Source organism: Mesorhizobium sp. B2-4-1, from assembly GCF_006442185.1.
Lineage (GTDB): Bacteria > Pseudomonadota > Alphaproteobacteria > Rhizobiales > Rhizobiaceae > Mesorhizobium.
Genome location: NZ_VFVN01000005.1, coordinates 75,321 through 101,082 on the forward strand (window position 1 = coordinate 75,321; position 25,762 = coordinate 101,082).

Below are 25,762 nucleotides of genomic sequence, written 5' to 3' on the forward strand. Positions count from 1 at the left end.
CGCGCAGGTCAGGGTTTGCCAGAAGGCAGCCATGCCAAGACATATGAGAGAGGACTGATCATGCTGATCTCGCAGATTCTCGACGACGCCGAGACCATCCGTGTCGTTGCCCGCACAGGCGGCAAGACCCGGATCATCAACGGCGCACGCAGCGTCTATTCGCTGGCGATGGAAGCCGCTCGTACCGGCGTCGGCCTTGCCGCGTTGATCGAACGCAAGGGGCTCGGCGAGACCGTCGATCTCGACGCCGCCTACAAGAAGGGGCGGCTGCTGTCGCCGATCAATCATCCCGATCCGGCGCATCTGCATCTGACCGGCACGGGGCTAACGCATCTCGGCTCGGCGGCGACGCGCGATTCCATGCACAAGAAGCTCAGCACCGACGGCGAGGAGCAGCTCACCGATTCCATGAAGATGTTCCGCATGGGGCTGGAAGGCGGCAAACCCGCGAAAGGCCAGATCGGGGTGCAGCCGGAATGGTTCTACAAGGGCAATGGCACGATGGCCGTGGCGCCGGGTGCCGCGCTCCTGTCGCCGGCCTTCGCCAAGGATGCCGGCGAGGAGCCCGAGGTTGCCGGCATCTATGTCATCGGCGACGACGGCGCGCCGTTCCGGGTCGGCTTCACGCTGTCCAACGAATTTTCCGATCATGTGACCGAACGCGTGAACTACCTCTTTCTCGCCCATTCCAAGCTGCGCAACGCTTCCTTCGGACCGGAGATCCTGGTCGGCGACCTGCCCGCCGACATCAGGGGCTCCTCACGCATCTGGCGCGACAGCAAGTTGATGTGGGAAAAGCCGTTCCTGTCGGGCGAAGCGAACATGTCGCACACCATCGCCAATCTCGAACACCACCATTTCAAATATTCGGCTTTCCGCCAGCCGGGCGACGTGCATGTGCACATGTTCGGCACCGCGACCCTGTCCTTCGCCGACGGCATCAAGACCGAGGCCGGCGACGTGTTCGAGATCGAGGCCGGCGATTTCGGCCTGCCGCTGCGCAATCCGCTCGAAATCGAACAGCCGGTGAAGGTGGCGGTGAAGGCGCTGTGAGATGAGCGTGATCTCCTCCCTGGTGGGAGGAGATCGGCAGCTTCCATCTCAATAAATATCGAAGTCGAAATACTTGTCCTGGATCTTCTTGTAGGTGCCGTCGGCGACGATGGCGTCAATGGCTGCGTTGAGCTTGTCGCGCAGCGCCGTATCCTCGAGACGCACGGCAATGCCGGCTTCGGTCTCGGTGCCCTTGACGTCACCGACCATCTTGCAGCAACCGTCGCTCGCCTTCTTCATCCAGTCCATCAGCACGAACTTGTCGGAAAGGACGGCGTCGAGGCGGCCGTTCTGGAGATCGGTGATTGCCTCTTCCTGGGTCGGATAGAGCTTCGCTTCGGCGCCGGCCTTGCCATAGACGTCCTGGGCGTAATTGGCCTGCGTGGTCGCCGCCTGGGCGCCGACCGTCTTGCCGGTGAGTGCCGCCGGTTCGGTCGAGGCGATGTCGCTGTCCTTCAGGGCGACGAGCGACAGCGGCGTCGTATAATATTTGTGGGTGAACGCGACCTGCTTCTTGCGCTCCTCGGTGATGCTCATCGAAGCGATGATGGCGTCGAACTTCTTGGCCTGCAGCGCCGGGATAATGCCGTCCCAGTCCTGGGTGACGATCTCGCATTCGACCTTCATCTGCGCGCACAAGGCGTTGGCGATGTCGATGTCGAAGCCCTCGACCTTGCCGTCGGGCGTGATGGTGTTGAACGGCGGATAGGCTCCCTCGGTGCCGATCTTGATTTTCTCCGCCGCATGCGCCGACAGGGCGCCGGCACCAAGCGTCAGCATGGCGGCGGCCGCCGCCGATATTATCCATTTCGAAATCTGCATTTTCATTCCCCTTGAGCGCCGCCACGTCGGCGGCCGGCGAGGCAGCCAAGCATGGCGAGCCGGCGCAGGCAAGTATCTTGCCTGACGGTGATGAGCGTTCAGGGCGCGGCGCGAAAGTGCTTGGACAGCTTCAGGCCCTGCGCCTGGTAGTTCGAGCCGAGCTCGGTGCCGTAAAGCGCCTGCGGCCGCTTCAGCATATGCTCGTAGACCAGCCGGCCGACGATCTGGCCATGATCGAGGATGAACGGCACCTCATGGCTGCGCACTTCGAGCACGGCGCGGCTGCCGGTGCCGCCGGCCGCCGAATGGCCGAAACCCGGATCGAAGAAGCCGGCATAGTGGACACGGAACTCGCCCACCAGCGGATCGAAGGGCGTCATTTCGGCCGCGTAGAGCGGCGGCACATGCACCGCTTCCTGGCTGACGAGGATGTAGAACTCGTCCGGATCGAGCACCAGCTCGCCGGCGCCGCTCTTGTGGATCGGCTCCCAGAAGTCGACGATCTCCTGCGCCGCGCGTTTGTCGACATCGACGAGGCCGGTATGGTGTTTGCCGCGATAGCCGACCAGCCCGTCACTGTCGCCGTTGAGATCGATCGACAATGCGATGCCGCCGCCGGAGATGTTCGGCGGTTCGGTGGCGACCAGCATTTCGGCCCGGTGCAATTGATGCAACTCTGCTTCCGAGAGCAGCGCATTGCCGGTGCGGAAGCGTATCTGCGAAAGGCGCGAGCCGGCGCGCACGACGATCGGGAAGGTGCGTGGGCTGACTTCGAGATAGAGCGGACCATGATAGCCGGCGGCGATCTTGTCGAACTCGTGGCCGCGATCGGTCATCACGCGGGTGAAGATATCGAGCCGCCCGGTCGAGCTCTTGGGATTGGCGGACGCCGAAATTTCCGCCGGCAGCGCCAGGCTTTCGAGCAGGGGCACGATGTAGACGCAGCCGGTTTCCAGAACGGCGCCGTCGGCCAGGCTGATCTCGTGCAGCTTCAGCCGGTCGAGTTTTTCACTGACCTTGTGGTTGGGACCCGGCAGGAAGGACGCGCGCACCCGCCACGCCTTGTCGCCGAGCCTCAGATCGAGGCTGGCCGGCTGGATCTGGTCGGCGTCGAGCGCACGCGACGACTTCAGCGCGCCGGACTGGAACAGCGCCGCAATGTCCTGATCGGGAAGAATTCCTGTCTGCCGCAAAGTCTGGCTCCGCTCTGCTGGTACAAGTCTCTTAATGAAGCCGGCAATTGACGCAAGCGTGGCGCGGGTCTAAAGGGTCGTTATCCCGTGGTGATTTGGCCGGTCGGCTTGCAGCCACGTTAAACAAGTCGCTAAAGGACCGTCGGGCCGCAAGGCCGCATGGACCGGTTGCGACTTTTTCGCGGCCGGTTTTTTTGTGTTTGGATAGGACGATGACGAGCAAGACGCGCAACTGGAAGCCTCAGACCGCACTCGTGCATGGCGGGACTCTGCGTTCCGGCTTCGGTGAAACTTCCGAGGCGATGTACCTGACCCAGGGCTATGTCTATGAAACGGCCCAAGCCGCCGAAGCCCGCTTCAAGGGCGAGGAACCGGGCTTCATCTATTCGCGCTACGCCAATCCGACCGTCGACATGTTCGAGAAGCGCATGTGCGCGCTCGAAGGCGCCGAGGACGCGCGCGCCACCGCGTCCGGCATGGCGGCGGTGACGGCAGCACTCCTGTGCAGCGTCAAGGCCGGCGATCATATCGTTGCGGCGCGCGCCCTGTTCGGCTCCTGCCGCTGGGTGGTCGAGACGCTGGCGCCGCGTTACGGCATCGAGGCGACGCTGGTCGACGGCACCGACATCGCCAATTGGGAAAAGGCGGTTCGGCCCAACACCAAGCTGTTTTTCCTGGAAAGCCCGACCAACCCGACGCTTGAGGTGGTGGACATCGCCGCCGTCGCTTCGCTTGCTAATTCGATCGGCGCGCGGCTGGTTGTGGACAATGTCTTCGCCACGCCGCTGCAGCAGAAGCCGTTGCAGCTCGGCGCGCATATCGTGGTCTATTCGGCGACCAAGCACATCGATGGCCAGGGCCGATGTCTCGGCGGCGTCATTCTGTCGGACAAGAAGTGGATCGACGAGAACCTGCACGATTATTTCCGCCATACCGGCCCCAGCCTGTCGCCGTTCAATGCCTGGACGCTGCTGAAGGGCCTGGAAACGCTGCCGCTGCGCGTGCGCCAGCAGACGGAGAGCGCCGGCAAGGTCGCCAATTTCCTGGCCGAGCAGCCGGAGATCGCCCGCGTCATCTATCCCGGCCGCGCCGACCATCCGCAGGCCGATATCGTGAAGAAGCAGATGTCGGGCGGCTCCACCCTGATCTGCTTTGACGTCAAGGGCGGCAAGCAGGGTGCCTTCGCCTTGCAGAACGCGCTCGACATCGTCCTGATCTCGAACAATCTCGGTGACGCCAAAAGCCTGATCACCCATCCGGCGACGACGACGCACAAGAACCTCAGCGACGAAGCGCGCGCCGAGCTCGGCATCGGACCCGGCACGCTCAGGCTGTCGGTCGGGTTGGAAGATACCGACGATTTGCTGGACGACATCGCGCAGGCGTTGAAGGCCCGATGAGGACTGGTGGCAGACCGAGGATTACAGGCCTGCCGCTTTGCGCAACGCTTCGTTCATGCGCGTCTGCCAGCCATCACCACCGGCCCTGAAACGGTCGACAACATCGGCGTCGAGGCGCAACTGTACCGCACGTTTGGGTCGCGCAAGCGGCGGTCGGCCAACTTTGCGGCGCGAAGCGGCATCGGTCGGCTGCGCATCCGGATCGGCCTCGGCGGCGGCAGTGATCGCAGCATCTTCCTCGTCGGTCCTCGCGCCAAGCGCCTTTCTGGCGAGCCCCAAAGCATCAGCGCGCGACTGCTTTGGGGGAGTAGCCTCGCGGCGAACGATCGTCTTAGAGGTTTTCGACATAGTCCGTAATCTCCTGTCTCGTTGCCTTGCGTAGCGAAATTACCCGGATCGCATGGCTTCGCTCGACATAGACCATCACATAAACGCCAGCCTCGATCAGACCGATGGCAACAAGACGATCCTCGCCAAAATCCTCGCTGTCATCGAGCCGGATAACGGCATTGGCGAAATCGAAGGACGGAGCGATCGCGAAATCCACGCCATGCTTGGCCCTGTTTGTTTTTGCCTTGTTTCATCCCACTCGAACAGCATCGCCGTCGGGGCGCTCCATAGGTTATTGTATACACAAAAATAGAGCCTTATTCAACAATTTTTGTATATACGATAACCTTCCTCGACATCAAGCTGAACCGCCGACATCAAGCGCGGGAGGGCGTCTCTTCGAGCTCGGCCGCCTTGGTGCCGATGGTCATGGCGTTGCCGCGCCAGTCGACGGCCCCGCCCAGCCAACCGCGCATCCAGATCGCCGGCAACATCAGGTCGCGTGCGATCATCGCGGTGACGATGCGCGGCGACAGATACCAGCCCTTTGCCGAGGCGAGCATGCATTCCGGCAGGTAGGCGAGCGCCAGCACGCAAAGCGCTGTCATGGGCAGGCTGACGCCGGCGCTGGCGGCGGCGATCAGCGCCAGCACGAGCGGAGCCGCCACGCCGGTCAGGATCTCGGGCGCGAAGAAGAGCGGAAAGGTGACGCGGCGCAGGCGCGCCCAGCGGGCCTGGCGCGACCAGATCTCGCCCGGCATGCGCTGCCCGAGCGGCTGCTCGAAGGGCGAAGCGACGAGATTGACGCGCAGGCCGAGCCTGTTGACCAGTTTGGTCGACGCGGCATCCTCCGCGATCTCGGCGGCGAGCACACGGATGCCGCCATTGGCGTCGAGCATCTGCTTGTTCCACAACATGCTCTTGCCCTGGGCAAAGCCGAGGCCAAGCGCCTCGCCGGCATATTGCCAGCGCGCCTGCAGCGTGTTGAGGAAAGCGCATTCGACTTCTGCCCAGAAGCCGTCGGGCCGCGAACCGATCGGCGTCGAGCAAACCAGGCCGGTGTCCCGCCGCCATGCCGCCATCAGGTGCTGGACGTAGTCTTTCGGCATCAGCACGTTGGAATCGGCGAGAATGACCCAGTCGTGGCGCGCTGCCTCCCAGCCCTTGACGCAGTTGTTCAGTTTCGGGTTGGCGCTGACGCGGTCGTCGCCGGTGAGCAGGCGGGCCGGCACGGCTGGAAAGCGGGCAATCGCGGCGCGGATCGGCTTGACCGCGGGGTCGTCGGCATGGGCGACACAGAAGATCAGTTCGTAGCGCGGCCAGTCGAGCGAGAAAGCGCGCTCAAGCGTCTCATGGGTAAACGGCTCGACGCCGCGCGCCGGGATGACGATCGAGACAGGCAGCGGCTTGCCGGCCGGCGGCGCGATGGCGGCGCGCCGTTTCAGGCGCGAGCAGGCGAGCAGGATGCTGGCGAGATTTGAGGCGATAAGAGCGATCGAAAGCGAGCCGGTTATGAGAGCGAGTTCCATCGATATCCGGTCACTCCAGAAAACCCGGCCCGCTTGGCGGCCGTTTTCGACAGTTCGACAGAGCGCCCGAGTCGCCCGGCATTGCTGGTGCACACCATCATTGTCATGTGTCACTCAAATGACATTGTTTGTCGGCACCTGCCCTTCAGGGACAGCAACTCGGACGCGCACGGTTGATCGAACCGCAAAGAGCGCCGAATGTTCCACACCGGATTTGTTTTGGAGCCGCTCATGTACCGCGCCGTCACGCGCAACATCGAAGTGCAGGTCAGGCCGTTCTATCTCGAGGACCGCTCGGATCCTTCGGAAAACCGCTATGTCTGGGGCTACCAGATAACGATCGACAACCAGTCCGACGAATTCGTGCAGCTGTTGTCGCGCTATTGGCACATAACCGACGGCGCCGGCCGGGTCGAGGAAGTGCGAGGTGCCGGCGTGGTCGGCGATCAGCCCGAACTCAATCCCGGCGACAGCTATCAATACACGTCGGGCTGTCCGCTCTCGACCCCGTCGGGGATCATGGTCGGCCACTACACCATGCGCAACGAGCGGGGCGAGACATTCGACATCGCCATCCCCGCCTTCTCACTCGACCTGCCGGGGACAAGGCGGACGGTGAATTAGACGAGGCGAAATCGGCGACAGCGTCGTTCTCCCCGTCACTATACGGCGAGAAATGTCCGGCAGGAATGAGGGGCAGCGCCGCCCCTCATCCGCTCTTGGGCCCCTTCTCCCCGTAGAACGGGGAGAAACAAGAACCCTACTGCGTCGTAAATTCCGCCGGGTCGAAGTCATATTGCGTCGAACAGAACTCGCAAGCGACGTGGATGCCGCCGTCCTCGGTGCTGTCCTTGATCTCCTGCGCGGAGAAGCCCTCGAGGATGCCGCGGATCTTGTCGCGGGAGCATGAGCACTGATCGGCGACGGGAACGCCGCCGAAGACGCGGACGCCATGCTCGTGGAACAGACGATAGAGCAGCCGCTCTGCGCCGATGGTCGGATCGATCAGTTCGGTCGGCTCGATGGTGCCGAGCAGCGCCAGTAATTCCTGCCAGGAATTGTCTGTGGGATCGTGGATCTCCTCGCGCGGATCGCCATCCCCGCCGGGCAGGTCAGGAACGCGCATGCGCTCGGAGGCCTGCGGCAGGAACTGCGCCAGGATGCCGCCCGCCCGCCACTGCTCGCGCGCGCCGCCGGGGCCGGGCGTCAAAAGCTTGGCGACCGAAAGCCGGAGATCGGTCGGGATCTGCTCCGACTGGCGGAAATAGGTGCGCGCGGCCTCTTCCAGGGTCTCGCCGTCGAGCTGGACGATGCCCTGGTAGCGTTGCGTGTGGGCACCTTGGTCGATGGTCAGCGCCAGCACACCGTTGCCGAGCAGCGTCTGCTGCGAGGTCTCGCCGGCCGCAATCAGCGCCTCCAGCCGGTCGACATCGAAGCGCGCATAGGCACGCAGCGCCGAGGGGGTGGAAAAATCCGCGACCAGCATGTCGACAGGCCCGTCGGTGCGGGTCTGCAGGATGAACTTGCCCTCGAACTTGAGCGAGGTGCCGAGCAGCACCGTCAGCACACAGGCTTCCGCCAGCAACCGGGCGACCGGCTCGGGATAATCATGGCGGCCAAGGATCGCATCGAGCATCGGCCCGAGCTGAACGGTGCGGCCGCGCACATCGAGCGGGCCGACCTCGAAGGGCACGACGTGATCATCGCCGGCGTAACCGAATTCGCCGAGTTTGGGGTGATGTTCAGCCACTTGATGGGTTTCCAGCATGACAAAGCTCCAGGGCGCGGCCATGCCGCCCTTTGGGGAGCATGCGTCTAAACGCGCTTGATTTGCGTGATGCCGCGCAGATAGGCATCGCGCCTCCGGAGATCAAGTTCCCCGGCACGTCAAGCGCCAAGACACTTCAAGTCCACTTCAGGCCCCAAGACACCAGGCAAGCACGGCCTTTTGGGCGTGGAGCCGGTTCTCGGCCTCGTCGAACACCACCGAATGTGGACCGTCGATGACCTCGTCGGTCACTTCCTCGCCGCGATGCGCCGGCAGACAATGCATGAACAGCGCGTCGGGCTTTGCCTTGGCCATCAGCTTGGCGTTGACCTGGTAGGGCGAAAACACATTGTGGCCGCGGGCACGGTGCTCCTGGCCCATCGACACCCAGCAGTCGGTGACGATGCAGTCGGCCTGGTCGACGGCTTCCTCTGGCGAGCGGGTAAAGGAGAGCTTGCCGCCATGCGCCTTTGACCAGTCGACATGCTTCTGCGCCGGCTCGCTGCCTTCGGGCACCGCGACGTTGAGGTTGAAGCGGAACCGCGCCGAGGCTTCCAGCAGCGAATGCAGCACGTTGTTGCCGTCGCCGGTCCAGGCGATGGTCTTGCCGGCGACCGGACCGCGATGCTCCTCGAAGGTCATGATGTCGGCCATCAGCTGGCAAGGATGGGTATCGTCGGTGAGCCCGTTGATCACCGGGATGGTCGCATTCTCGGTCAGCTCCAGCAGCCGCTCATGCGAGGTGGTGCGGATCATGATGGCATCGACATAGCGCGACAGAACCTTGGCGGTGTCGGCGATGGTCTCGGAGCGGCCGAGCTGCATCTCGGTGCCGGTCAGCATGATGGTCTCGCCGCCAAGCTGACGCATGCCGACATCGAAGGAGACGCGCGTGCGCGTCGACGGCTTGTCGAAGATCATCGCCAGCACCTTGCCTTCGAGCGGTTTCGAGCGCTCGCCCGCCTTGAGGCGCGCCTTGCGCTCCACTGCGTCGGTCAGCATGGAGCGCAGGTCGCCTTCGGAAACGGCGGAGAGGTCGGTGAAATGACGAAGTGACATCAGGAGCTTTCGAATTTACTTCGCGGCTTCAGCGGCGATTGCCTCGGTCAGGGCCTTGGCGCCGGCGCGAATGCGCTCCAGCGCTTCATGGATCTCGCTGTCCGTGACGGTGAGCGGCGGCAGCAGGCGAATGACGTTGTCGCCGGCCGGAACCGCGAGCAGATGCTGGTCGCGCAGCGCCATGTTCACCTTGCCGTTGGGCATGGCGCATTTGAGGCCCAGCATCAGCCCCGTGCCCCTGATATCCTCAATGACCTCGGGGAATTCGTCGGCCACCCCTGCCAGCCCTTGCTTCAACAACAGCGCCTTGCGCTGCACATCCGCCAGGAAGCCCTCCTCCAGCACCACGTCGAGCACGGCATTGCCGACCGCCATGGCCAGCGGGTTGCCGCCGAACGTAGTGCCGTGGACGCCCGCGGTCATGCCGACAGCCGCCTCGTCGGTGGCAAGGCAGGCGCCCATCGGGAAGCCACCGCCAATGCCTTTGGCGATGGCCATGATGTCTGGAGCGACCCCCGACCATTCATGCGCGAACAGCTTGCCGGTGCGGCCGATGCCGCACTGGACCTCATCGTAGATCAACAGCAGGCCGTGCTGGTCGCAGAGCTGCCGCAGCCGCTTCAGCGATTGTGTCGGCACCGGGCGGATACCGCCCTCGCCCTGCACCGGTTCGATCAGGATCGCCGCGGTCTCCGGCGTGATCGCTTTTTCGGCGGCGTCGATATCGTCGAAGCCGACCTGGTCGAAACCCTCGACCTTGGGGCCGAAGCCTTCGAGATATTTGTACTGGCCGCCGGCCGCGATGGTCGCCAGCGTGCGGCCATGGAAGGCGCCCTCGAAAGTGATGACGCGGAAACGCTCGGGATGGCCCTTGACGAAATGGTAGCGCCGCGCCGTCTTGATCGCGCATTCCAGCGCCTCGGCGCCCGAATTGGTGAAGAACACCTTGTCGGCGAAGGTGGCGTCGGCCAGCCGCTCGCCGAGCCGGCTCTGCCCCGGGATCTCGTAGAGATTGGAGACGTGCCAGAGCTTGGCAGCCTGTTCAGTGAGCGCCGCGACCAGATGCGGATGGCCGTGGCCCAGCGAATTGACGGCTATGCCGCCGGCAAAGTCGAGATATCGCTCGCCCTTGTCGGTAACCAGCCAAGTGCCTTCCCCATGGTCGAAAGCCAGGGGTGCGCGAGCAAAGGTCTCGAAAAGCGCCGAACCGCTCATTATATGCGTCTCCGGAACCGGAAAATCAAAAAAGCCGCCAAAGCGGCGGCCTTTGCGGCTTATCGGGTTTTTCAGCCATGAAGTCAACGAAAACGTCGCGTAGTGGCGCGCGGCAAGCCTCCCGACGGGACGCCGGCTCATAAGTGAGCTGGCAAGTTGGGGAAAACCGAAAAAACCGATTCGTGTTGCACTTCGGACTCTTGTCACCGAGTCAGCGCATAAGGTAGTTGTAGTCGGGAAATAACTAGATTTCGTGCGGCGGACCTAATCACCAGATATATGTGGTGTCTGCCCCAGCAGTGGTGCTGGGCCGGGAATGGATTCCGATTGCCGTACGCTTAGCAGGAGCGCGGTCATGAATTGGACTGACGAGCGGGTCGAACTCTTGAGAAAACTGTGGTCGGAGGGTCTGAGCGCAAGCCAGATTGCTGCCCAGCTTGGAGGGGTCAGCCGCAATGCCGTCATCGGCAAGGTGCACCGGCTGAAATTGTCGGGCCGCGGGCGCGCCACGGCAGCGCCGGCACGCCAGAAGAAGACGGCGCAAGGGTCGGGCGCGCAGAAATCGGTGTCGCGCCCCGCGAGTGCGACCCGCCACGTCACGACATCGATCGGAGCAACGGCGCTGCAAGCGCAGTTCGATGCCGAGCCGGTGGCCCGCCACTATATCCGGCCGGTCGAGAATGTGGTGGTGCCGATCTCGCGGCATCTCCAGCTCACCGAACTCACCGAGCGCACCTGCAAATGGCCGAACGGCGATCCGCTGTCGGAGGACTTCAATTTCTGCGGCAACGAAGCCGCCGAAACCGGACCCTATTGTAAATACCATGCCCGCGTGGCGTTCCAGCCGGCAGCGGAGCGGCGGCGGAATAGATAAGGGACTAAGGCAGTAGGGCAGTAGGGCAGTATGTTTTGAATTTGCGCTCCCGAGCGTTTAGCCTACTGCCTACTGCCTACTGCCTACTGCCCTACTCTCACAGCCATCCATTCTTGCGAAACCGCCAGTAGAGGAAGCTGCAGATCAGCGCGATCGCCAGCAGCACCATCGGGTAGCCGTATTCCATCTTCAGTTCCGGCATGTCGCTGAAATTCATGCCGTATATGCCCGCGAAGGCTGTCGGCACGGCCAGGATTGCCGCCCATGAGGCGAGCTTTTTGGAGATCGCCGTTTCCTGGCTCTGGCCCACCAGCAGGCTCGCCTCGAAAGCAAAGGCCAGCACTTCGCGCAAGCTGTCGATCTTTTCCTGGACGGTGCGGATATGGTCGGTCACGTCGCGAAACAGCGGGTGCATGGCTGAATGGATCTGCGGCAGGTCGGCGCTGGTCAGCCGGCGGCAGACCTCCACCAGCGGCAGTGCGGCATTGCGCAGCCGCAACAGATCGCGACGCAGCATATAAAGGCGTTCGATATCGGGGCCGGTCATCGGCTTCAGCAGGACCCGGTCCTCGATCGCCTCGACCTCATCCTCGATCTGCTCGAGCACCGGCATGTAGTTGTCGACGATGAAATCGAGAATGGCATAGAGGACGAAATCCTCGCCCTTGGCCAGTGAATGCGGGCAGCTTTCCCAGTGCTGGCGCACCACAGCATAGGATGTCGAAGGGCCGTGCCTGACGCTGACGATGTAGCCGCTGCCCACGAACAGATGCGTCTCGCCGAAGGTGACGCGGCCCTCGATCAGCTGCGCGGTGCGGGCGACGATGAACAGCGCATCACCATATTGCTCGATCTTCGGCCGCTGGTGCGGATGCTCGGCATCCTCGATTGCGAGCTCATGCAGATGAAATTGCGCCTGCACGCGCAGCAGAAGCTCGCGGTCGGGTTCAAGCAGCCCGATCCACACGACGTGTCCCGCTTTCCTGGCCCATGTGCCGGCTTCCTCGATCGGGATGTCGGCGATGCGGCGCCCGGCTGTGTAGACGCTGGAGGCGATGACGGCCGATGTCGGCGGCGCGGGCTTGAAGTCCCGGACATATTCCATCGCAGCCTCCCGAAGCACTGCCTTTGCGGGGAACCAGCAGGCTTGCCTCAGGGATAGTCTAGCGCAATACGACCAAGCGTTCGAGAGAAAGTGCGTTCACTTGATCGGCTGCGTTGCGGAAAGGCCGATCTTGTCCGTCTTGTCGCCCTTCGGCCGGTCGGCAGGCATCTGGTCGCCGGTGACGATATAGTAGATCGTCTCGGCAATGTTGGTGGCATGGTCACCGATGCGTTCGATGTTCTTGGCGCAGAACAGCAGATGCGTGCAGGGCGTGATGTTGCGCGGATCTTCCATCATGTAGGTCAGCAATTCGCGAAACAGCGACGTGTACATGGCGTCGATCTGGTCGTCGCGGTCACGTACGAAGCCGATCCTTTCGACCGAGCGCGAGGCGTAGACGTCGAGCACTTCCTTGAGTTGGGTCAACGCCAGGTCGGCCAGGGCTTCGAGGCCGCGGAACAGGCTGGTCGGCTGGCGCCCGTCGGCAACCGCCACCACACGCTTGGCGACATTCTTGCCGAGATCGCCGACCCGCTCGAGATCGGCCGAGATGCGGATCGCGCCGACGATCTCGCGCAAGTCCGTCGCCATCGGCTGGCGCCGGGCGATGATGATGATTGCCCTGTCGTCGATTTCGCGCTGGCCTTCGTCGAGGACGGCGTCGTCGCGGATCACCTTCTGGGCAAGGCCGGGATCGGCATTGACCAAGGCGGAGATCGCCTGTTCGACCATGCGTTCGGCATGTCCGCCCATGGCGGCGATGCGCTTCGACAGATCTTTCAGCTCCTCGTCATAGGCGCTGACTATGTGCACGGACTGCATGACCGGATGCCTTCCCACGGATGATCTGATTTTGAGTCGTTTCCTCGAATCCCCGCTGATACGCTAACCGGATGACAGAAAAAAGAAATGGCACCTTGGAAACTAGGGCGGCTCAGGCCGCCGGCAAATGAACCGAGAAGGCGGCGCCCTTGCCGACTTCGGACTTGATCGAGAGCCTGGCGTTGTGGCGCGTCAGGATATGCTTGACGATCGACAGGCCAAGGCCTGTGCCCTTCTGGGTTCGACTGCTCTCGACGTCGACGCGATAGAAGCGCTCCGTGATGCGCGGAATGTGCTCCTCGGGAATGCCGGGGCCAAAATCCCTGATCGTCACGTCGATGCCCGCTTCGCCCTCGGCGTCGCCGCGCTCGATCGACACCACCACGCGGCCGCCCGACTGCCCATATTTGCAGGCGTTTTCCAGAAGGTTCTCGAAGACCTGGAACAGTTCGTCGCGGTCGCCCGGCACGTCGAGAGGGCCGTCGGCGAAATCCCGCTCGATGACGACGCCGTTTTCCCGCGCCAGCGGGGCCAGCGAATCGATGACGCTGTCGACGGTCTGGCGCAGGTCGACCTCGGTCCCCGGCCGCAGATAGGGCTTCATCTCCAGCCGCGACAGCGACAAAAGGTCATCGATCAGGCGTGCCATGCGGCCGGTCTGGTTCTGCATGATCTGCAGGAACTGCTCGCGCGCCGCCGGGTCATTGCGGGCCGGTCCGCGCAGCGTTTCGATGAAACCCGATATCGAGGCGAGCGGCGTGCGCAATTCGTGGCTGGCATTGGCGATGAAATCTGCGCGCATGCGGTCGATGCGGCGCGCTTCGCTCTGGTCCTTGAACACCATCACGTAGAGATCAGTGCCGTGACCGACGGAGGAGGCACTGACCCGGTAAGTCCGCTCGACCGGCAGCCTCTCGGTGTAATCGATGACATCCGACGCGACCTCGCCCGACAGCACGCCGTCCAGAAAAGCCTGCATTTCCGGCGCCCGGAATTTCAGCGACAACGATACGCCAGGCGCGATGCCGCCGAAGGCGGCGAAGGCGGCGGCGTTGGCATGAACGATGGCCGCGGCATGGTCGAAGATGATCAAGGGGTCGGCGACGGCCGCCGCCAGATATTCGCCGGACAGGCGTTGCAGGCCGATGGCCTCGATCGCCGCGCCGCTTTCGCCGGGCTGGCGCGTGGCTCCAGCCGGTATCATCGCCGCCACCAGCAGCAAAGCCAGCGCCGGCAGCAGCACATAGGCGGAAATGCCCGCAAAGGCATAAACCGCCATGACCGCGACAAGACCGGCGACCAGCAACCATCGGCTGTTCCACAGCCGCGCGGCAAGCGCCTGCGTCACGCCCTTCTCATCTGCGCCCTGGTCCGCCATTCGCGCCTGCGCCCCGCTCCCGGTCCGGCAATTTCGCTGGACCGGCCTGGCGCATGACGCCGAAAAATCAGAATCGATTTTCGGAAAGGATCATGCGCAAAATCCAAAAGTGCAGCGCCCTTTGCGTCTGAAGCGGCGCGCGGCACTGCAATGGCTCAATAGCACGAGTCCGTAAGCTGGAAAGGTTCGTCTCGATGAAAAAAGCCAAGGAAAACACCGCCGCGCCGACCCCGGGGCCGCTGAAGCTCAGGATCAACGGCAAGGAGCGGGAGTTCGACATCGAGAATCCAGCACTGCCGGACTGGATCGAGGAGCGCAAGCTGACCGCGGGCGGCTATCCCTACGACAAGAAGATGAAAAGCGACGAATATGACGAGACGCTCGAGGCATTGCAGATCGAGCTGGTCAAGGCGCAGGCGTGGCTGCAGTCGACAGGCAGGCGGATGATGGCGCTGTTCGAGGGCCGCGACGCGGCCGGCAAGGGCGGCACGATTTTCGTCCTGCGCCAGTACCTCAATCCGCGCACGGCACGCAACGTGGCGCTGACCAAGCCGACGCCGACCGAGCTGGGGCAATGGTACTACCAGCGTTATGCGGACCACTTCCCGACCGCGGGCGAATTCGTCACGTTCGACCGTTCCTGGTACAACCGCGCCGGCGTCGAACCGGTGATGGGCTTCTGCACGCCAGAACAGCACGAGAAGTTTCTCGACGAGACACCGCACTTCGAAAGGATGATCGTCAATGACGGCATCCACTTCTTCAAATTCTGGCTGAACATCGGCCGGGAAACGCAGCTCGAGCGATTTCACGATCGCCGCCACAGTCCGCTGAAGAGCTGGAAGTTTTCGCCGATCGACATTGCCGGCATTACCAAGTGGGACGATTACACCAGGGCGCGCGATACCATGTTCGAGCGCACCCACAAGGAATTCGCTCCGTGGATCATCGTGCGTGCCAACGACAAGCGCCGCGCGCGGCTGGCGGTGATGCGGCGCATCCTCCTGTCGCTGCCTTATGACGGCCGCGACCTCGACATCATAGGCAAGGAAGACAAGAAAATCATCGGCGAAGGGCCGTCATTCCTGGCAAAACAGGACTGACGGTGCCTGCGCCACGCGGCACTGGACCGCGTGGCGCAACGCCTTCGGCGCGACGCTCAGGCCGCCAACCGGGCAATCCGCTGCAGCCGCCGCAGCGTGGTGTCGTCCTGCAGCGCCTGCTGGAACAGCGAGATCTCCTGATCGATGCGTTCGCAAAGTTCCGCGGGGTTCCCCTTGAGCAGGCCCCGCGTCTGCAGCAGCGCGGCGACCGGCTTCCTGGCGAGCTGCCTTGCCCGGCCGAGGGTTGCCTCCTCGACGCTGCCTTCGGAGACAATCTCGGCGACCAGCCCGAGCGCCCTGGCGTCGTCGGCGCGCAGCGTGTCGCCGAGGCAGAAAAAGCGGAAGGCGCCGGCGTAGCCGAGCTTCTGCGGCGCCAGGATGCTGGTCGCGGCATCCGGCACTAGGCCGAAATCGACGAACGGCACCCGGAACGTGCTTTCGGCGGACGCGATCACCATGTCGCAATGGAACAGGATGGTGCAGCCAACGCCGACCGCATCGCCGTCGACACAGGCCAGTATGGGTTTGGGGAACGTCGCCAGCGTGCGGAACATGTCGGTGACGGCGGCGATCAGCTTCTGGTGCTTGGTAGCGTCGAGAAATTCGGAAAAATCGCCGCCGAGGCAGAAGCAGCCCGCCAGACCGCGCAGCACGACGACACGCACATCGTCATTGTCGGCGGCTTCGTGAAATGTCCTGGCCAGGCTTTCATAGGCCCTTCTGTCGAGCACCGGCCGGCCGTCGGTCGACGAGACCGTGACGATCAGCGTGTGGTTGCGCAGTTCGGGTTGCGGGTGCGCGTTCATGGCCGTTTCCGATCTCATGACGCCCGCCTTTGCCCGAACATATCGGGATATCCCCTGGCCAGAACGGGAGCGTGGTGATTGCGGCGCGAACGCACCACATCCAGCGTGTGCTCATTGAAGGTGAGCAGCGTCGCGACGACCTGCTGGTTGCCATAGGTGCGCTGATAGCCCAGCGGCGTGGCCAGGAAATGCAGCTGCAGCGCGCGCAGCACCCACATCGGCTCGAACTCGATGATCACCTTGTCGACGCCGCGCTTCAGCCCCCACTCGACGAAGCCGGCAATGAGCTCGGTACCGACGGTCGAAACGCCTCGGCGGCCGTCGCGAAAGCCGGGAGCGACCGCATAGCGGGTCAGTTCCCAGATGTTCGGACCCGACGGCGGCGTTCCCACGGAAAGATCGGCCAGCACCTCCGTTAGCAGATGCGGCCGCGTGGTCGGCAACATCCTCTGATAGCCCGCGACCTCGTTGCCTCTGATGACGATCTGATGCACCGCTTCGTCATGATCGAACTGGTCGATCTCGAATCCATCGGGGCGCCGCAGGTCCTCCCACCCCATTTCCTCGACAAAAATCCTGTAGCGCAGCCGATGCACGGCCTCCCACAGATCGGGATGTTCCATCAGTTCTTTTGTTGTAAGGGAAAAAATCATTTTGCCGTCTCCTGTTCAAGAGGAAGATACGGCCGTGCCCTCGCAAGAAAATTACGCGATCACGTAGGCAGGAATTTCTAGGCCGACCCGGCCGACCTAACTAATATAGCCGCGCCTTAACGCTTCAGCGACTGCCTGTACGCGGTTGACGGCGCCGAGTTTGCTTTTGGCGTTAAGGAGGTGTTTCTCCGACGTGTGTTCGGAGATGCCGAGGATTTGCGAAATCTCCCATTCGGACTTGCCGACGGCGGCCCATTGCAGGCATTCGCGTTCGCGCGGCGTCAGCTCGACATTATCGATGGTCTTGCTGGCCTTCGTGTGAAGCTGCATGGCCCGGCCCACCGCATAGGTCGACACCAGCGACACCAGGCCGAACTCGGCGGCGGACAGTTCCACGGCCTCGCCACCCAGTGACACCATGACGATCTGGCCGTCGAGCGTGATCAGCGGGAAGGCCAGCCCGTCGCGCAGCTTGAACACGACGGCGTCGCCCATCACTTCGCCGCTGCTTCTGTCGATGCTAACGCCCTGGGCCGCTTCCCGCCACTGGAACGGTGCCTGCAACTGTTTCATGTGGCTGACGATCGGGTCGTGATCGACATAGTTGCGCGCCACGTAGCGCTCCAACCATTCGACAGGCCAGTCGCAAAGCAGCACATGCTGCTTTTGCTGGCCGGTCGGCGTGCCCGGTTGCGGTACGGTGCCCGCCATCAGAGCGGTCAGGCCAAAATCCGACGTTATGCCCAACAGCCTCTCGCAAACCGCAGCCGCCGTTCCGGCTTGCTGCAGGTGATCTATGTATTCCAGCGTGCGATCGAACTGACCCATCGCAACATCAAACCCCATGTTGCCTCGTTGAAATCGATGATCCGTGCCTTGTTGGCACTTCGCCACCGACCAGGGATTGCAAAGCGTTGCCTTGTGGTTGTGGTTCTCGACCCTGGTCCCCACCCGGGCAGCCACCGCTGTTTGCAAACCTGCTAAAGCATATCCTGAAATCGACGCGTTGAAATCAAAAAGCATTGTGCCTGTACTATTTTCGTACCAGAACCGATGCGAACACAGGTGCGGTGGAAGTTTATCATGGCGTTCCAGCGGAGGTCTCTCGTCCTTGCGTCGATGCTGATCGCGTCGCTGGCGTTGGGTGAGCGCGCGCGCGCGGCCGAGCCGCAGGTGCCGGTGCTGTGGGATGCCAAGGAGCGGCTACCGAAACCGGATCTCTCCGCACTGCCGCGGCTGCGGTTCCTGACCACCACCGATTTCCCGCCCTTCAACTTCCTGGACGCCGCGGGAAAGCTGTCCGGTTTCCACATCGACCTGGCGCGCGCCATCTGCGCCGAGCTCGGCATCGTCGACAAATGTCAGATCCAGGCATTGCCCTGGGCCGAGCTCGAAGGAGCGCTTGAGAAAGGCGAAGGCGAAGCGATCATCGCCGGCATCGCCGCGACGCCGCAGTCACGCCAGACATACGCCTTCTCGCGGTCCTACCTGCAATTTCCGGCGCGCTTCATCATGCCGAAGGGCGAGGCGCTGACCGAGCCGCTGTTCGCCAAGCTGCGCGGCAAGCGTGTCGGCGTGATATCAGGCTCGGCGCATGAGCGCATGCTGCGCGATTATTTCAACACCGTTCAGGTCGTCACCTTCGACAGGCCGGAAGACCTCTACGCCAACCTCAAGGCCGGCAAGATCGATGCCGCCTTCGGCGACGGCATGCGTTTCGCCTTCTGGCTGGGCGGTTCGGATGCGGCCGGCTGCTGCCGCTTTGCCGGCGGACCTTATCTGGCGCCGGAATATCTGGGTTCGGGCATGGCCGTCGCCGCCCGATCCGATGACCCGGCGCTGGCCGCCGCTCTCGACTACGCGCTGCAGGAGATTTCGCTGAAAGGCACGTTCGCCGAGTTCTACCTGCGCTATTTCCCGGTCAGTTTCTTCTGATCCGGTCCCGGTCAGCTTTTTCTGATCCGGTCCCGATCAGTTTCTTCCGGTCGGTTGAGTGTCGCCGCTCAGGTCAGCGTGCGCAGGCGCGCCTTGGCCGCACGGGCGATCGCCGCGACGGTCAGCGTGTCGAGATCGAGCTTGAGGCGAATGAGTTGGAGCACCCGCACCTCCTCCATCCGCATTTCGAGATCGACGGCCGCGACCTCGAAAGCGGCCGCATAGGCGGTGTCGCGCAGGCGCTCCGGCAGGGCCTCGGCCACGCTTGCCAGGACACCCTCCAGCCCGCCCTTTTCATGCAGCTTCTTCTGGCAGGCTTGGGCGACGCCAACCAGGCGGTCGTGGTCGAAATCCTCGAATACCGGCCATGAGCGGACGACCTCGCCGATCCGCGCCAGCTCGACATCCGTCATGTCGCGGTCGGAGGCGGAGGTGATGACCATCAGGTAGATCAGCGCTTCATGCGGGGTCGGCATTCAACAACTCCTCGATACGGGCTGCGAAGGTAGGAACGCGTTCCCTGCGCTGCAAGGAAAAAGCGCCGCGCTCGTTGACGCTCCGGTCAGGCGCGCATAGAGACCGGTTGAAAATCCTCACTTGCGGCTTTGCCGGCGTCTAATTTGGAAAACAGTGACATGGCGGGATCAAACATCATCGATCTCAATCCCGAAGTGCTGACGGCGGCGGCCGAAAGCAAGGCGTGGCCGTTCGAGGAAGCTCGCAAGATCATTGAGCGCTACAAGGGCCGCGAACTCCCGCAAACGGTGCTGTTCGAAACCGGATATGGCCCGTCCGGCCTGCCGCATATCGGCACGTTCGGCGAGGTGGCGCGCACGTCGATGGTGCGGCATGCCTTCCGCGTCATCACGCAGGACAAGGTCGCCACCAAGCTGCTGTGCTTTTCCGACGACATGGACGGCATGCGCAAGATACCCGACAGCGTGCCGGATCGCGCGGCGCTGGAGCCGCACCTGCACAAGCCGCTGTCTTCGGTGCCCAACCCTTTCGGCGGCGATTATGCGAGTTTCGCCGACCACAACAACGCGATGCTCTGCCGCTTCCTCGACACGTTCGGCTTCGACTACGAGTTCGCCAGCGCGACGCAGTACTACAAGACCGGCCGCTTCGACGCGATGCTGTTGCGCGCGGCCGAACGCTACGACCAGATCATGGCGGTGATGCTGCCGACGCTTGGCGAGGAGCGGCAGGCGACCTACAGTCCGTTCCTGCCGATCTCGCCGAAGAGCGGCCGCGTGCTCTACGTTCCCATGAAGCATGTCGATGCCAGGGCGGGCACCATCACCTTCGACGATGACGGTACCGAGACCACGCTTCCGGTTACCGGCGGCAAGGTGAAGCTGCAGTGGAAGCCCGATTTCGGCATGCGCTGGGCGGCCCTTGGCGTCGATTTCGAGATGTTCGGCAAGGACCATCAGACCAATGCGGTGGTCTATGACCGCATCTGCAACATCCTCGGCGGGCACGCGCCGGAACATTTCGTCTACGAGCTGTTCCTGGACGAGAACGGCCAGAAGATCTCCAAATCCAAGGGCAATGGGCTGACCATCGACGAATGGCTGACTTACGCGCCGACGGAGAGCCTGGGACTCTATATGTACCAGCGGCCGCGACAGGCCAAGAAGCTCTATTTCGACGTCATCCCGCGGGCCGTGGACGAATATTACACCTTCCTTGCAGCCTATCGGAGGCAGGACTGGAAGGAACGGCTGGGCAACCCGGTCTGGCACATGCACGACGGCAATCCGCCCGCCATCGACATGCCCGTGCCGTTCTCGCTGCTGCTCAACCTGGTCAGCGCCTCCAATGCGCAGAATAAGGACGTGCTGTGGGGCTTCATCTCGCGCCATGTCCGGGGCGTGACGCCGGCGACCCACCCTGAGCTCGACAGGCTGACGGGTTATGCGATCCGCTATTTCGACGATTTCGTGAAGCCGACGAAGACCTTCCGCGCGCCCGACGACGTCGAGCGGGAGGCGCTGGAAGCGTTGGATCAGGCGCTTGGCGCCCTGCCGGCGGGCTCGGACGGCGAGGCGATCCAGAACGCCGCGCTCAACGTCGCCCGCAAGGTGGAACGCTATCAGGATCATTCCAAGAAGAGCCCCGAAGGTGGTCCGGGCGTTTCGGGCGCCTTCTTCCAGATGATGTACCAGGTGCTGATCGGGCAGGAGCGCGGACCGCGCTTCGGCTCGTTCGCGGCACTCTACGGCATCGCCGAGACGCGCGGGCTCATTCAGAAGGCGTTGGCTGGTCAGCTGGCTTGAGAATGCCGCCGACCTCTTCCAAGATCGAGCCCGGCGCTTGCGGCGCCGGGGCGCGCGCGGCCGGCATCGAAGGCACGCCTGAAAGGCTTGGCGCCGATCCGAAAATGCCTTTCCTTTCGCTGCGCGCTTTTTCCCCGACTTCGACGTAAGGGCCGCCTTTGGCGGCGCGCGCCCAGCCGTTCTCGACCAGCCATCGGCCGACATCCTGCTTGCCGATCCGGCAGTCGGCGGCGATCAGGTCGCGGCCGCCTTCCGGCGGCACGGCGCAGACCACCGCCCGGCCGCGCAGGAAGGCGCGGAACGCCGTGCGCGCGCGGACGCCGCAGGGCCAGGATTTACCGTCCGAGGTGCAGGTCTCGTCCTGCCCGACAATGTCGACGCCGGAAACCGCGACAGAATAGCCCTTCGCCTCGATCAGTCCGGCGGCGGGCGCGACCGGCTGGAACAGCTTCGTCCCTTTCCAGTCGTCCGGCATTTTCGGCTTGGGCGGCATGGCCAGCGCCAGCTTGCTCAACGGCGCGCGCGGCTCCACCCGCTCCAGCTCCTTGCTGGGAAGCTCCGGCGGCGCCACGACTTGGGGATCGATCGCACGCGAGTGCGGGCTAGCGGCGGGGGGCGGCGGAGCGGCAATGGCCGATGTGGCCGGCTCCTCCGGCACGCCGTCGGTGCCTGGCTGAGAGACCGTATCGGCGCTCGGATCGATCTGTTCCACCGCGACGGCAGCTTCGCCGCTCTTCAGCGCGCGGCCGCCGGCGACTACCAGCGCGGCCATTCCAGGGACCATCAGAACCGCAAGGACAAGATGAGGAAGCCGCACCAGCCCGCACCCTATTGGCTTGCCCAGACGATCCGCGCCACCCATTCAACCTCGCGCATGGGAATGTCGCGGTCCGGATGATCGGGATTGAGCGAAACCAGTGCGATCGACCTGGCGGTCTGGCGATCGAGCACCTTGGCCATCACCTCGCCGCCCGTCGTCTTGACGACGACGCGATCGCCCTTGCGGATGAGGGCTGCCGGCTCGACGATGAGCACGTCGCCATTGCGGTAGAGCGGCAGCATTGAATCGCCTTGCACCTGAAGCGCATAGGAACTCTCGGTCGATTGCGCCGGCAGTTCCACCAGATCCCAGCCTTGACCGGCCGGGAAGCCGGCATCGTCGAAAAACCCGCCGGCGCCGGCCTGGGCAAAGCCGAGCAGCGGAACGGCACGCCCGCGGGCGGGCATCGCGCCGTGGCCGGCCCGACCTTCTATCAGCCCGGTGAATTCGTCGAGCGAAGCGCCCGTCGCCTCGATGATCTTGGCCAGCGATTCGGTCGAGGGCCAGCGTGGCCTGCCGTCCGACGACAGTCGCTTCGACTTGTTGAAGGCAGTCGAATCAAGGCCGGCCCGCTTCGCCAAGCCGGAAGCCGAGAGCGAATACCGCTCGGCCAGAGCGTCGATGGCGGCCCAAACACGGTCATGCGAGAGCAATTCCGCTCTCCTTGCAAAAAGGAAAAAATGCCTTTCCTTTCTAGTCTTCGAATGAAGGTTTGTCCACCGGCTGTGGCATCGCATCACATCTTCCTGCTGGCCGCGCCAATTCCGGTTCCCGGGTCACCGATCCGCTTGGCCTGCTCGCGGAGGTTCCGGTGCGAGGCCATGAACGCCCGCTCGGCTTCGCTGGGCGGACGCGGCTGGGCGGAGCGGCCAAGCGCGGCGACGACCTCGTCAATATCGAGAAAGCGCCGGGCGGCGCGGTCGTAGACGCCGGCTGTCGTCATGATCAATGCGGCGGTCTCGCCATTGTCGAGGACGAAACGGTGCTTGCCGATGACCTGGCTGCCTTCCCAGGTCTCGATCGAAGACACCACTTCGAAACGCCGCCACAGTTTGATCTCACGCACATAGGCCGATTGCAGCCCGCCGATCATCGGCGCCCAGCCATTCGTTCTCGCCAGAGTGATGAGGCCGGCGCGGATGAAGATATCGATGCGGCCAAGGTCCGCCAGCATCATATAGCGGGCATTGTTGAGATGGCGGTTGAAATCGATGTCCGTCGGCAGGCAGCGAAAGGCCAACCGGCTTTCATCACCCATCTGGTAGGAGCCACGGCTGCCCGCCGTGGCCATCATACGCGCAAGGCGCCCCCAGACATACATTACGGCGCGGCGCGTCTTTTCGGACGCGCAAGGGACGCCGCGGCACCTTTGATTCCGACCACGCTCAGGCCGCCTGCTTCACGTCGCCCTTCGCGTAGGGGTCGAAGCGCTGGTAGAAAGTCTCGCCCTTTTCGGCCATGTCGAGCAGCAGCCTGGGCACCTTGAACTCGGCGCCGTATTTCTTCTGCAAGCCCTTTGCGATCTTGACGAACTGCCCGGCGCCGATGCCGTCGATGTAGGACAGCGCGCCGCCCGTATAGGGCGCGAAGCCGAAGGCCAGGATCGAGCCGACATCGGCCTCGCGCGGATCGGTGACGATGCCCTCCTCCATCACCCGAGCCGCTTCCAACGCGATGGTGACCAGCAGGCGCTGCTGCAATTCCGCATAGTCGACCTTCTCCGGCTTGAGCTGCGGATAGAACTCCCTAAGGCCCGGCCACAGCTTCTTCTTGGCCGGCTTGGCCGGATAGTCATAGAAGCCCTTGCCGTTCTTGCGGCCGAAGCGGCCGTGGTCGTCGACCATGGTGTTGATCAGCGCCATCTGCTTCGGGTCGACCGCCTTGTCGCCGAGATCCCTGATGGTCTGCTTCATGATCTTCTGGGCGAGGTCGATGGCCGTCTCGTCGGTCAGCGCCAGCGGGCCGACCGGCATGCCGGCGGCCTTGGCGGCGTTCTCGATCATCGGCGCCGGAACGCCCTCGATCAACATCTTGTAGGCTTCCGACATATAGCGCAGGACGCAGCGGTTGACGTAGAAACCGCGCGTATCGTTGACGACGATCGGCGTTTTCTTGATGGCGCGCACGAAGTCGATCGCGGTGGCCAGCGCCTTGTCACCGGTCTTCTTGCCAAGGATGATTTCGACCAGCATCATCCTGTCGACGGGCGAGAAGAAATGGATGCCGATGAAATTCTTCGGCCGCGCCGAATTCTTGGCCAGGGCGGTGATCGGAATGGTCGAGGTGTTCGACGCCAAGACCGCCGACGACTTCAGCACCGCTTCCGCCTGTTCGGTGGCGCTTTTCTTCACCGCGGAATCCTCGAACACCGCCTCGACCACGAGATCGCAGCCGGCAAGGTCGGCATAGTCCGATGTCGGCGTGATCAGCGACAGGAGCCTGTCCTTGTCCTCAGGCTTGGCACGGCCCTTCTTCACCTGATCCGAGATCAGGCCATCCGAATGGGCCTTGCCCTTCTCGGCGGACTCCATGTCGCGGTCGAGCAGCACCACCGGAATGCCGGCTTTGGCCGTGACATAGGCGATACCGGCGCCCATGAAGCCGGCGCCGAGAATACCGATCTTCTTGAACCTGGTTTCCGGCACGCCGGCCGGGCGGCGCGCGCCCTTGTTGAGTTCTTGCAACGACACGAACAGCGAGCGGATCATCGCCGCCGCTTCCTTGGTCTGCATGATCTCCGTGAAATAGCGCTGTTCGATCCTGAGCGCGGTGTCGAACGGCACCAACAGGCCCTCATAGACGCATTTCAGGATCGCCGCGGCGGCCGGATAATTGCCATAGGTCTCGCGGCGCAGGATGGCGATGGCCGGCGGCCACAGATTGGCGCCCGCCGCCGAATAGACCGGACCGCCGGGCAACTTGAATCCCTTCTCATCCCACGGCGCTACCGGCTTGAGGCCGTTCCTGATCATGGCCTTCGCAGTCTCGACCAGCTTGGCCGGCTCGGCGATCTCGTGGATCAGGCCCATCGACTTCGCCTTCTGCGGCGACAGGTTCTGGCCGGAGGTCAGCATTTGCAGCGCCTGCTGCTGGTCGGTGAGACGCGGCACCCGCTGGGTGCCGCCGGCGCCCGGGAAAATACCGATCTTCACCTCGGGGAGCGCCATCTTCACCTTGTCGGAATCGGCGGCGACGCGGCCATGGCAGGCCAGCGACATTTCGAATGCACCGCCCATGCAGGTGCCGTTGATTGCCGAAACCCACGGCTTGCCCGACGTCTCCAGCTTCCGGAACAGGCCGGTCATGGTGCCGGCGTTTTCGAACAGCGCCCTGGTGGCCTTTTCGAGATCCTTGCCCTTTTCAACCGCGAAGGTCGTCAGCATCTTCTGGAGCATGGTGATGTCGGCGCCGCCTGAGAACGTATCCTTGCCGGAGGTGATGACCGCGCCCGTGATGGCGGCGTCGCCCGCCACCTTATCGACGATGGCGTTCAGCTCGCGCATCACCTCCTCGGTGAAGACGTTCATCGAGCGGTCCCGCATGTTCCAGGTGACCAGCGCAATGCCGTCGGCGTCGATGTCGAGGGTGAAATTGGTGTAGCTCATCGTTTCTCTC

The 25,762-nt window shown here is 63.4% G+C and carries 26 protein-coding genes and 1 riboswitch; of the genes, 7 read left to right on the forward strand and 19 right to left on the reverse strand.

Features of this window, described 5'->3' with window-relative positions; translation table 11 throughout:
- Positions 1-60 precede the first annotated feature (60 nt).
- Positions 61-1,053: an AraD1 family protein gene (gene araD1 / locus FJ949_RS14720; RefSeq protein ID WP_140496620.1), complete on the forward strand. Its 993-nt coding sequence runs from the start codon at positions 61-63 to the stop codon at positions 1,051-1,053.
- A gap of 48 nt (positions 1,054-1,101) precedes the next feature.
- On the opposite strand, the gene FJ949_RS14725 is transcribed toward araD1, so the two are convergent.
- Positions 1,102-1,875 carry an ABC transporter substrate-binding protein gene (locus FJ949_RS14725; protein ID WP_140496622.1) on the reverse strand — a complete coding sequence of 258 codons (774 nt, stop codon included), beginning with the start codon at positions 1,873-1,875 and terminating at the stop codon, positions 1,102-1,104.
- A 98-nt stretch (positions 1,876-1,973) separates the two neighbouring features.
- The gene (locus tag FJ949_RS14730) at positions 1,974-3,068 is read right to left on the reverse strand and encodes a 2'-deoxycytidine 5'-triphosphate deaminase (protein ID WP_140496624.1); all 1,095 of its coding nucleotides are present in this window, start codon (positions 3,066-3,068) and stop codon (positions 1,974-1,976) included.
- Positions 3,069-3,145: 77 nt separating this feature from the next.
- Positions 3,146-3,223, forward strand: a riboswitch (SAM riboswitch).
- Between the two features lie 57 nt (positions 3,224-3,280).
- Between FJ949_RS14730 and FJ949_RS14735 the strand changes: the two genes are divergently transcribed.
- Positions 3,281-4,468, forward strand: a complete 1,188-nt coding sequence (locus FJ949_RS14735; protein ID WP_140496626.1) for an O-succinylhomoserine sulfhydrylase — start codon at positions 3,281-3,283, stop codon at positions 4,466-4,468.
- Between the two features lie 21 nt (positions 4,469-4,489).
- Here the strand turns inward: FJ949_RS14735 and FJ949_RS14740 are convergent, their stop codons facing one another.
- The 3 genes from FJ949_RS14740 to FJ949_RS14750 all read right to left on the reverse strand — a co-directional run bounded on the left by FJ949_RS14740 (position 4,490) and on the right by FJ949_RS14750 (position 6,327).
- Positions 4,490-4,816 carry a BrnA antitoxin family protein gene (locus FJ949_RS14740; protein WP_140496628.1) on the reverse strand — a complete coding sequence of 109 codons (327 nt, stop codon included), beginning with the start codon at positions 4,814-4,816 and terminating at the stop codon, positions 4,490-4,492.
- Positions 4,800-5,015 (reverse strand): BrnT family toxin, encoded by a 216-nt coding sequence (locus FJ949_RS14745; RefSeq protein ID WP_140496630.1) that lies wholly within the window; start codon positions 5,013-5,015, stop codon positions 4,800-4,802. The genes FJ949_RS14740 and FJ949_RS14745 overlap by 17 nt, the downstream gene beginning before the upstream one ends.
- A 160-nt stretch (positions 5,016-5,175) precedes the next feature.
- Positions 5,176-6,327 carry a ceramide glucosyltransferase gene (locus FJ949_RS14750; protein WP_140496632.1) on the reverse strand — a complete coding sequence of 384 codons (1,152 nt, stop codon included), beginning with the start codon at positions 6,325-6,327 and terminating at the stop codon, positions 5,176-5,178.
- 231 nt (positions 6,328-6,558) lie between these two features.
- On the opposite strand from FJ949_RS14750, the gene apaG reads away from it, so the two are divergent.
- The gene (gene apaG / locus FJ949_RS14755) at positions 6,559-6,951 is read left to right on the forward strand and encodes a Co2+/Mg2+ efflux protein ApaG (protein WP_140496634.1); all 393 of its coding nucleotides are present in this window, start codon (positions 6,559-6,561) and stop codon (positions 6,949-6,951) included.
- A gap of 136 nt (positions 6,952-7,087) precedes the next feature.
- On the opposite strand, the gene FJ949_RS14760 is transcribed toward apaG, so the two are convergent.
- From FJ949_RS14760 to FJ949_RS14770, 3 genes are all read right to left on the reverse strand, one after another.
- Positions 7,088-8,119, reverse strand: coding sequence for an Hsp33 family molecular chaperone (locus tag FJ949_RS14760; protein ID WP_140496636.1), 1,032 nt, complete (start codon positions 8,117-8,119; stop codon positions 7,088-7,090).
- A gap of 123 nt (positions 8,120-8,242) precedes the next feature.
- A complete protein-coding gene (gene argF, locus FJ949_RS14765) occupies positions 8,243-9,154 on the reverse strand; it encodes an ornithine carbamoyltransferase (RefSeq protein WP_140496638.1) in 912 nt (303 codons plus the stop codon).
- A gap of 15 nt (positions 9,155-9,169) precedes the next feature.
- Positions 9,170-10,369, reverse strand: coding sequence for an aspartate aminotransferase family protein (locus FJ949_RS14770; protein ID WP_140496640.1), 1,200 nt, complete (start codon positions 10,367-10,369; stop codon positions 9,170-9,172).
- 355 nt (positions 10,370-10,724) lie between these two features.
- On the opposite strand from FJ949_RS14770, the gene FJ949_RS14775 reads away from it, so the two are divergent.
- Positions 10,725-11,243, forward strand: coding sequence for a GcrA family cell cycle regulator (locus FJ949_RS14775; protein ID WP_140496642.1), 519 nt, complete (start codon positions 10,725-10,727; stop codon positions 11,241-11,243).
- Between the two features lie 97 nt (positions 11,244-11,340).
- On the opposite strand, the gene FJ949_RS14780 is transcribed toward FJ949_RS14775, so the two are convergent.
- From FJ949_RS14780 to FJ949_RS14790, 3 genes are all read right to left on the reverse strand, one after another.
- Positions 11,341-12,348 carry a magnesium and cobalt transport protein CorA gene (locus FJ949_RS14780; protein WP_140496643.1) on the reverse strand — a complete coding sequence of 336 codons (1,008 nt, stop codon included), beginning with the start codon at positions 12,346-12,348 and terminating at the stop codon, positions 11,341-11,343.
- Positions 12,349-12,444: 96 nt separating this feature from the next.
- Positions 12,445-13,170 (reverse strand): phosphate signaling complex protein PhoU, encoded by a 726-nt coding sequence (gene phoU / locus FJ949_RS14785; protein WP_140496645.1) that lies wholly within the window; start codon positions 13,168-13,170, stop codon positions 12,445-12,447.
- A gap of 112 nt (positions 13,171-13,282) precedes the next feature.
- Positions 13,283-14,548, reverse strand: coding sequence for an ATP-binding protein (locus FJ949_RS14790; RefSeq protein WP_140496647.1), 1,266 nt, complete (start codon positions 14,546-14,548; stop codon positions 13,283-13,285).
- 194 nt (positions 14,549-14,742) lie between these two features.
- Between FJ949_RS14790 and ppk2 the strand changes: the two genes are divergently transcribed.
- A complete protein-coding gene (gene ppk2 / locus FJ949_RS14795; RefSeq protein WP_140496649.1) occupies positions 14,743-15,651 on the forward strand; it encodes a polyphosphate kinase 2 in 909 nt (302 codons plus the stop codon).
- 56 nt (positions 15,652-15,707) lie between these two features.
- Here the strand turns inward: ppk2 and FJ949_RS14800 are convergent, their stop codons facing one another.
- From FJ949_RS14800 to FJ949_RS14810, 3 genes are all read right to left on the reverse strand, one after another.
- On the reverse strand, positions 15,708-16,457 hold the full coding sequence (locus FJ949_RS14800) for an enoyl-CoA hydratase-related protein (RefSeq protein WP_140496652.1): 750 nt from the start codon (positions 16,455-16,457) through the stop codon (positions 15,708-15,710).
- A gap of 14 nt (positions 16,458-16,471) precedes the next feature.
- On the reverse strand, positions 16,472-17,110 hold the full coding sequence (locus FJ949_RS14805; RefSeq protein ID WP_140496654.1) for an acyl-homoserine-lactone synthase: 639 nt from the start codon (positions 17,108-17,110) through the stop codon (positions 16,472-16,474).
- A gap of 96 nt (positions 17,111-17,206) precedes the next feature.
- Positions 17,207-18,133: a LuxR family transcriptional regulator gene (locus FJ949_RS14810; protein WP_246680010.1), complete on the reverse strand. Its 927-nt coding sequence runs from the start codon at positions 18,131-18,133 to the stop codon at positions 17,207-17,209.
- A 60-nt stretch (positions 18,134-18,193) separates the two neighbouring features.
- Between FJ949_RS14810 and FJ949_RS14815 the strand changes: the two genes are divergently transcribed.
- A complete protein-coding gene (locus FJ949_RS14815) occupies positions 18,194-19,045 on the forward strand; it encodes a transporter substrate-binding domain-containing protein (protein ID WP_140496656.1) in 852 nt (283 codons plus the stop codon).
- A 68-nt stretch (positions 19,046-19,113) separates the two neighbouring features.
- Here the strand turns inward: FJ949_RS14815 and FJ949_RS14820 are convergent, their stop codons facing one another.
- Positions 19,114-19,521 carry a tellurite resistance TerB family protein gene (locus FJ949_RS14820; protein ID WP_140496659.1) on the reverse strand — a complete coding sequence of 136 codons (408 nt, stop codon included), beginning with the start codon at positions 19,519-19,521 and terminating at the stop codon, positions 19,114-19,116.
- Positions 19,522-19,680: 159 nt separating this feature from the next.
- Here FJ949_RS14820 and FJ949_RS14825 point away from each other — a divergent pair, with 159 nt between their 5' ends.
- On the forward strand, positions 19,681-21,327 hold the full coding sequence (locus FJ949_RS14825) for a lysine--tRNA ligase (protein ID WP_140496661.1): 1,647 nt from the start codon (positions 19,681-19,683) through the stop codon (positions 21,325-21,327).
- Here FJ949_RS14825 and FJ949_RS14830 read toward each other — a convergent pair.
- The 4 genes from FJ949_RS14830 to FJ949_RS14845 form a co-directional block, all read right to left on the reverse strand.
- Positions 21,293-22,144, reverse strand: coding sequence for a thermonuclease family protein (locus tag FJ949_RS14830; protein WP_348640298.1), 852 nt, complete (start codon positions 22,142-22,144; stop codon positions 21,293-21,295). The genes FJ949_RS14825 and FJ949_RS14830 overlap by 35 nt on opposite strands.
- A gap of 11 nt (positions 22,145-22,155) precedes the next feature.
- On the reverse strand, positions 22,156-22,800 hold the full coding sequence (locus FJ949_RS14835) for a helix-turn-helix transcriptional regulator (RefSeq protein ID WP_140496665.1): 645 nt from the start codon (positions 22,798-22,800) through the stop codon (positions 22,156-22,158).
- An 83-nt stretch (positions 22,801-22,883) separates the two neighbouring features.
- Entirely contained in the window at positions 22,884-23,468 is a 585-nt protein-coding gene (locus FJ949_RS14840) for a thioesterase family protein (protein WP_140496667.1), read from the reverse strand.
- 64 nt (positions 23,469-23,532) lie between these two features.
- Positions 23,533-25,752 carry a 3-hydroxyacyl-CoA dehydrogenase NAD-binding domain-containing protein gene (locus FJ949_RS14845; protein ID WP_140496669.1) on the reverse strand — a complete coding sequence of 740 codons (2,220 nt, stop codon included), beginning with the start codon at positions 25,750-25,752 and terminating at the stop codon, positions 23,533-23,535.
- Positions 25,753-25,762: the final 10 nt, after the last annotated feature.

Coding starts and splice junctions, on each gene's coding strand:
- FJ949_RS14780 (WP_140496643.1), bottom strand. CDS start 12,348: ATGGAATATGTCCGGGACTTCAAGCCCGCGCCGCCGACATCGGCCGTC.
- FJ949_RS14750 (WP_140496632.1), bottom strand. CDS start 6,327: ATGGAACTCGCTCTCATAACCGGCTCGCTTTCGATCGCTCTTATCGCC.
- FJ949_RS14800 (WP_140496652.1), bottom strand. CDS start 16,457: ATGAACGCGCACCCGCAACCCGAACTGCGCAACCACACGCTGATCGTC.
- FJ949_RS14725 (WP_140496622.1), bottom strand. CDS start 1,875: ATGCAGATTTCGAAATGGATAATATCGGCGGCGGCCGCCGCCATGCTG.
- araD1 (WP_140496620.1), top strand. CDS start 61: ATGCTGATCTCGCAGATTCTCGACGACGCCGAGACCATCCGTGTCGTT.
- FJ949_RS14770 (WP_140496640.1), bottom strand. CDS start 10,369: ATGAGCGGTTCGGCGCTTTTCGAGACCTTTGCTCGCGCACCCCTGGCT.
- FJ949_RS14810 (WP_246680010.1), bottom strand. CDS start 18,133: ATGCTTTTTGATTTCAACGCGTCGATTTCAGGATATGCTTTAGCAGGT.
- FJ949_RS14840 (WP_140496667.1), bottom strand. CDS start 23,468: ATGTATGTCTGGGGGCGCCTTGCGCGTATGATGGCCACGGCGGGCAGC.
- argF (WP_140496638.1), bottom strand. CDS start 9,154: ATGTCACTTCGTCATTTCACCGACCTCTCCGCCGTTTCCGAAGGCGAC.
- FJ949_RS14825 (WP_140496661.1), top strand. CDS start 19,681: ATGGCGGGATCAAACATCATCGATCTCAATCCCGAAGTGCTGACGGCG.
- FJ949_RS14740 (WP_140496628.1), bottom strand. CDS start 4,816: ATGTCGAAAACCTCTAAGACGATCGTTCGCCGCGAGGCTACTCCCCCA.
- FJ949_RS14775 (WP_140496642.1), top strand. CDS start 10,725: ATGAATTGGACTGACGAGCGGGTCGAACTCTTGAGAAAACTGTGGTCG.
- apaG (WP_140496634.1), top strand. CDS start 6,559: ATGTACCGCGCCGTCACGCGCAACATCGAAGTGCAGGTCAGGCCGTTC.
- FJ949_RS14805 (WP_140496654.1), bottom strand. CDS start 17,110: ATGATTTTTTCCCTTACAACAAAAGAACTGATGGAACATCCCGATCTG.
- FJ949_RS14845 (WP_140496669.1), bottom strand. CDS start 25,752: ATGAGCTACACCAATTTCACCCTCGACATCGACGCCGACGGCATTGCG.
- FJ949_RS14760 (WP_140496636.1), bottom strand. CDS start 8,119: ATGGCCGCGCCCTGGAGCTTTGTCATGCTGGAAACCCATCAAGTGGCT.
- FJ949_RS14735 (WP_140496626.1), top strand. CDS start 3,281: ATGACGAGCAAGACGCGCAACTGGAAGCCTCAGACCGCACTCGTGCAT.
- FJ949_RS14790 (WP_140496647.1), bottom strand. CDS start 14,548: ATGGCGGACCAGGGCGCAGATGAGAAGGGCGTGACGCAGGCGCTTGCC.
- FJ949_RS14815 (WP_140496656.1), top strand. CDS start 18,194: ATGGCGTTCCAGCGGAGGTCTCTCGTCCTTGCGTCGATGCTGATCGCG.
- phoU (WP_140496645.1), bottom strand. CDS start 13,170: ATGCAGTCCGTGCACATAGTCAGCGCCTATGACGAGGAGCTGAAAGAT.
- FJ949_RS14820 (WP_140496659.1), bottom strand. CDS start 19,521: ATGCCGACCCCGCATGAAGCGCTGATCTACCTGATGGTCATCACCTCC.
- ppk2 (WP_140496649.1), top strand. CDS start 14,743: ATGAAAAAAGCCAAGGAAAACACCGCCGCGCCGACCCCGGGGCCGCTG.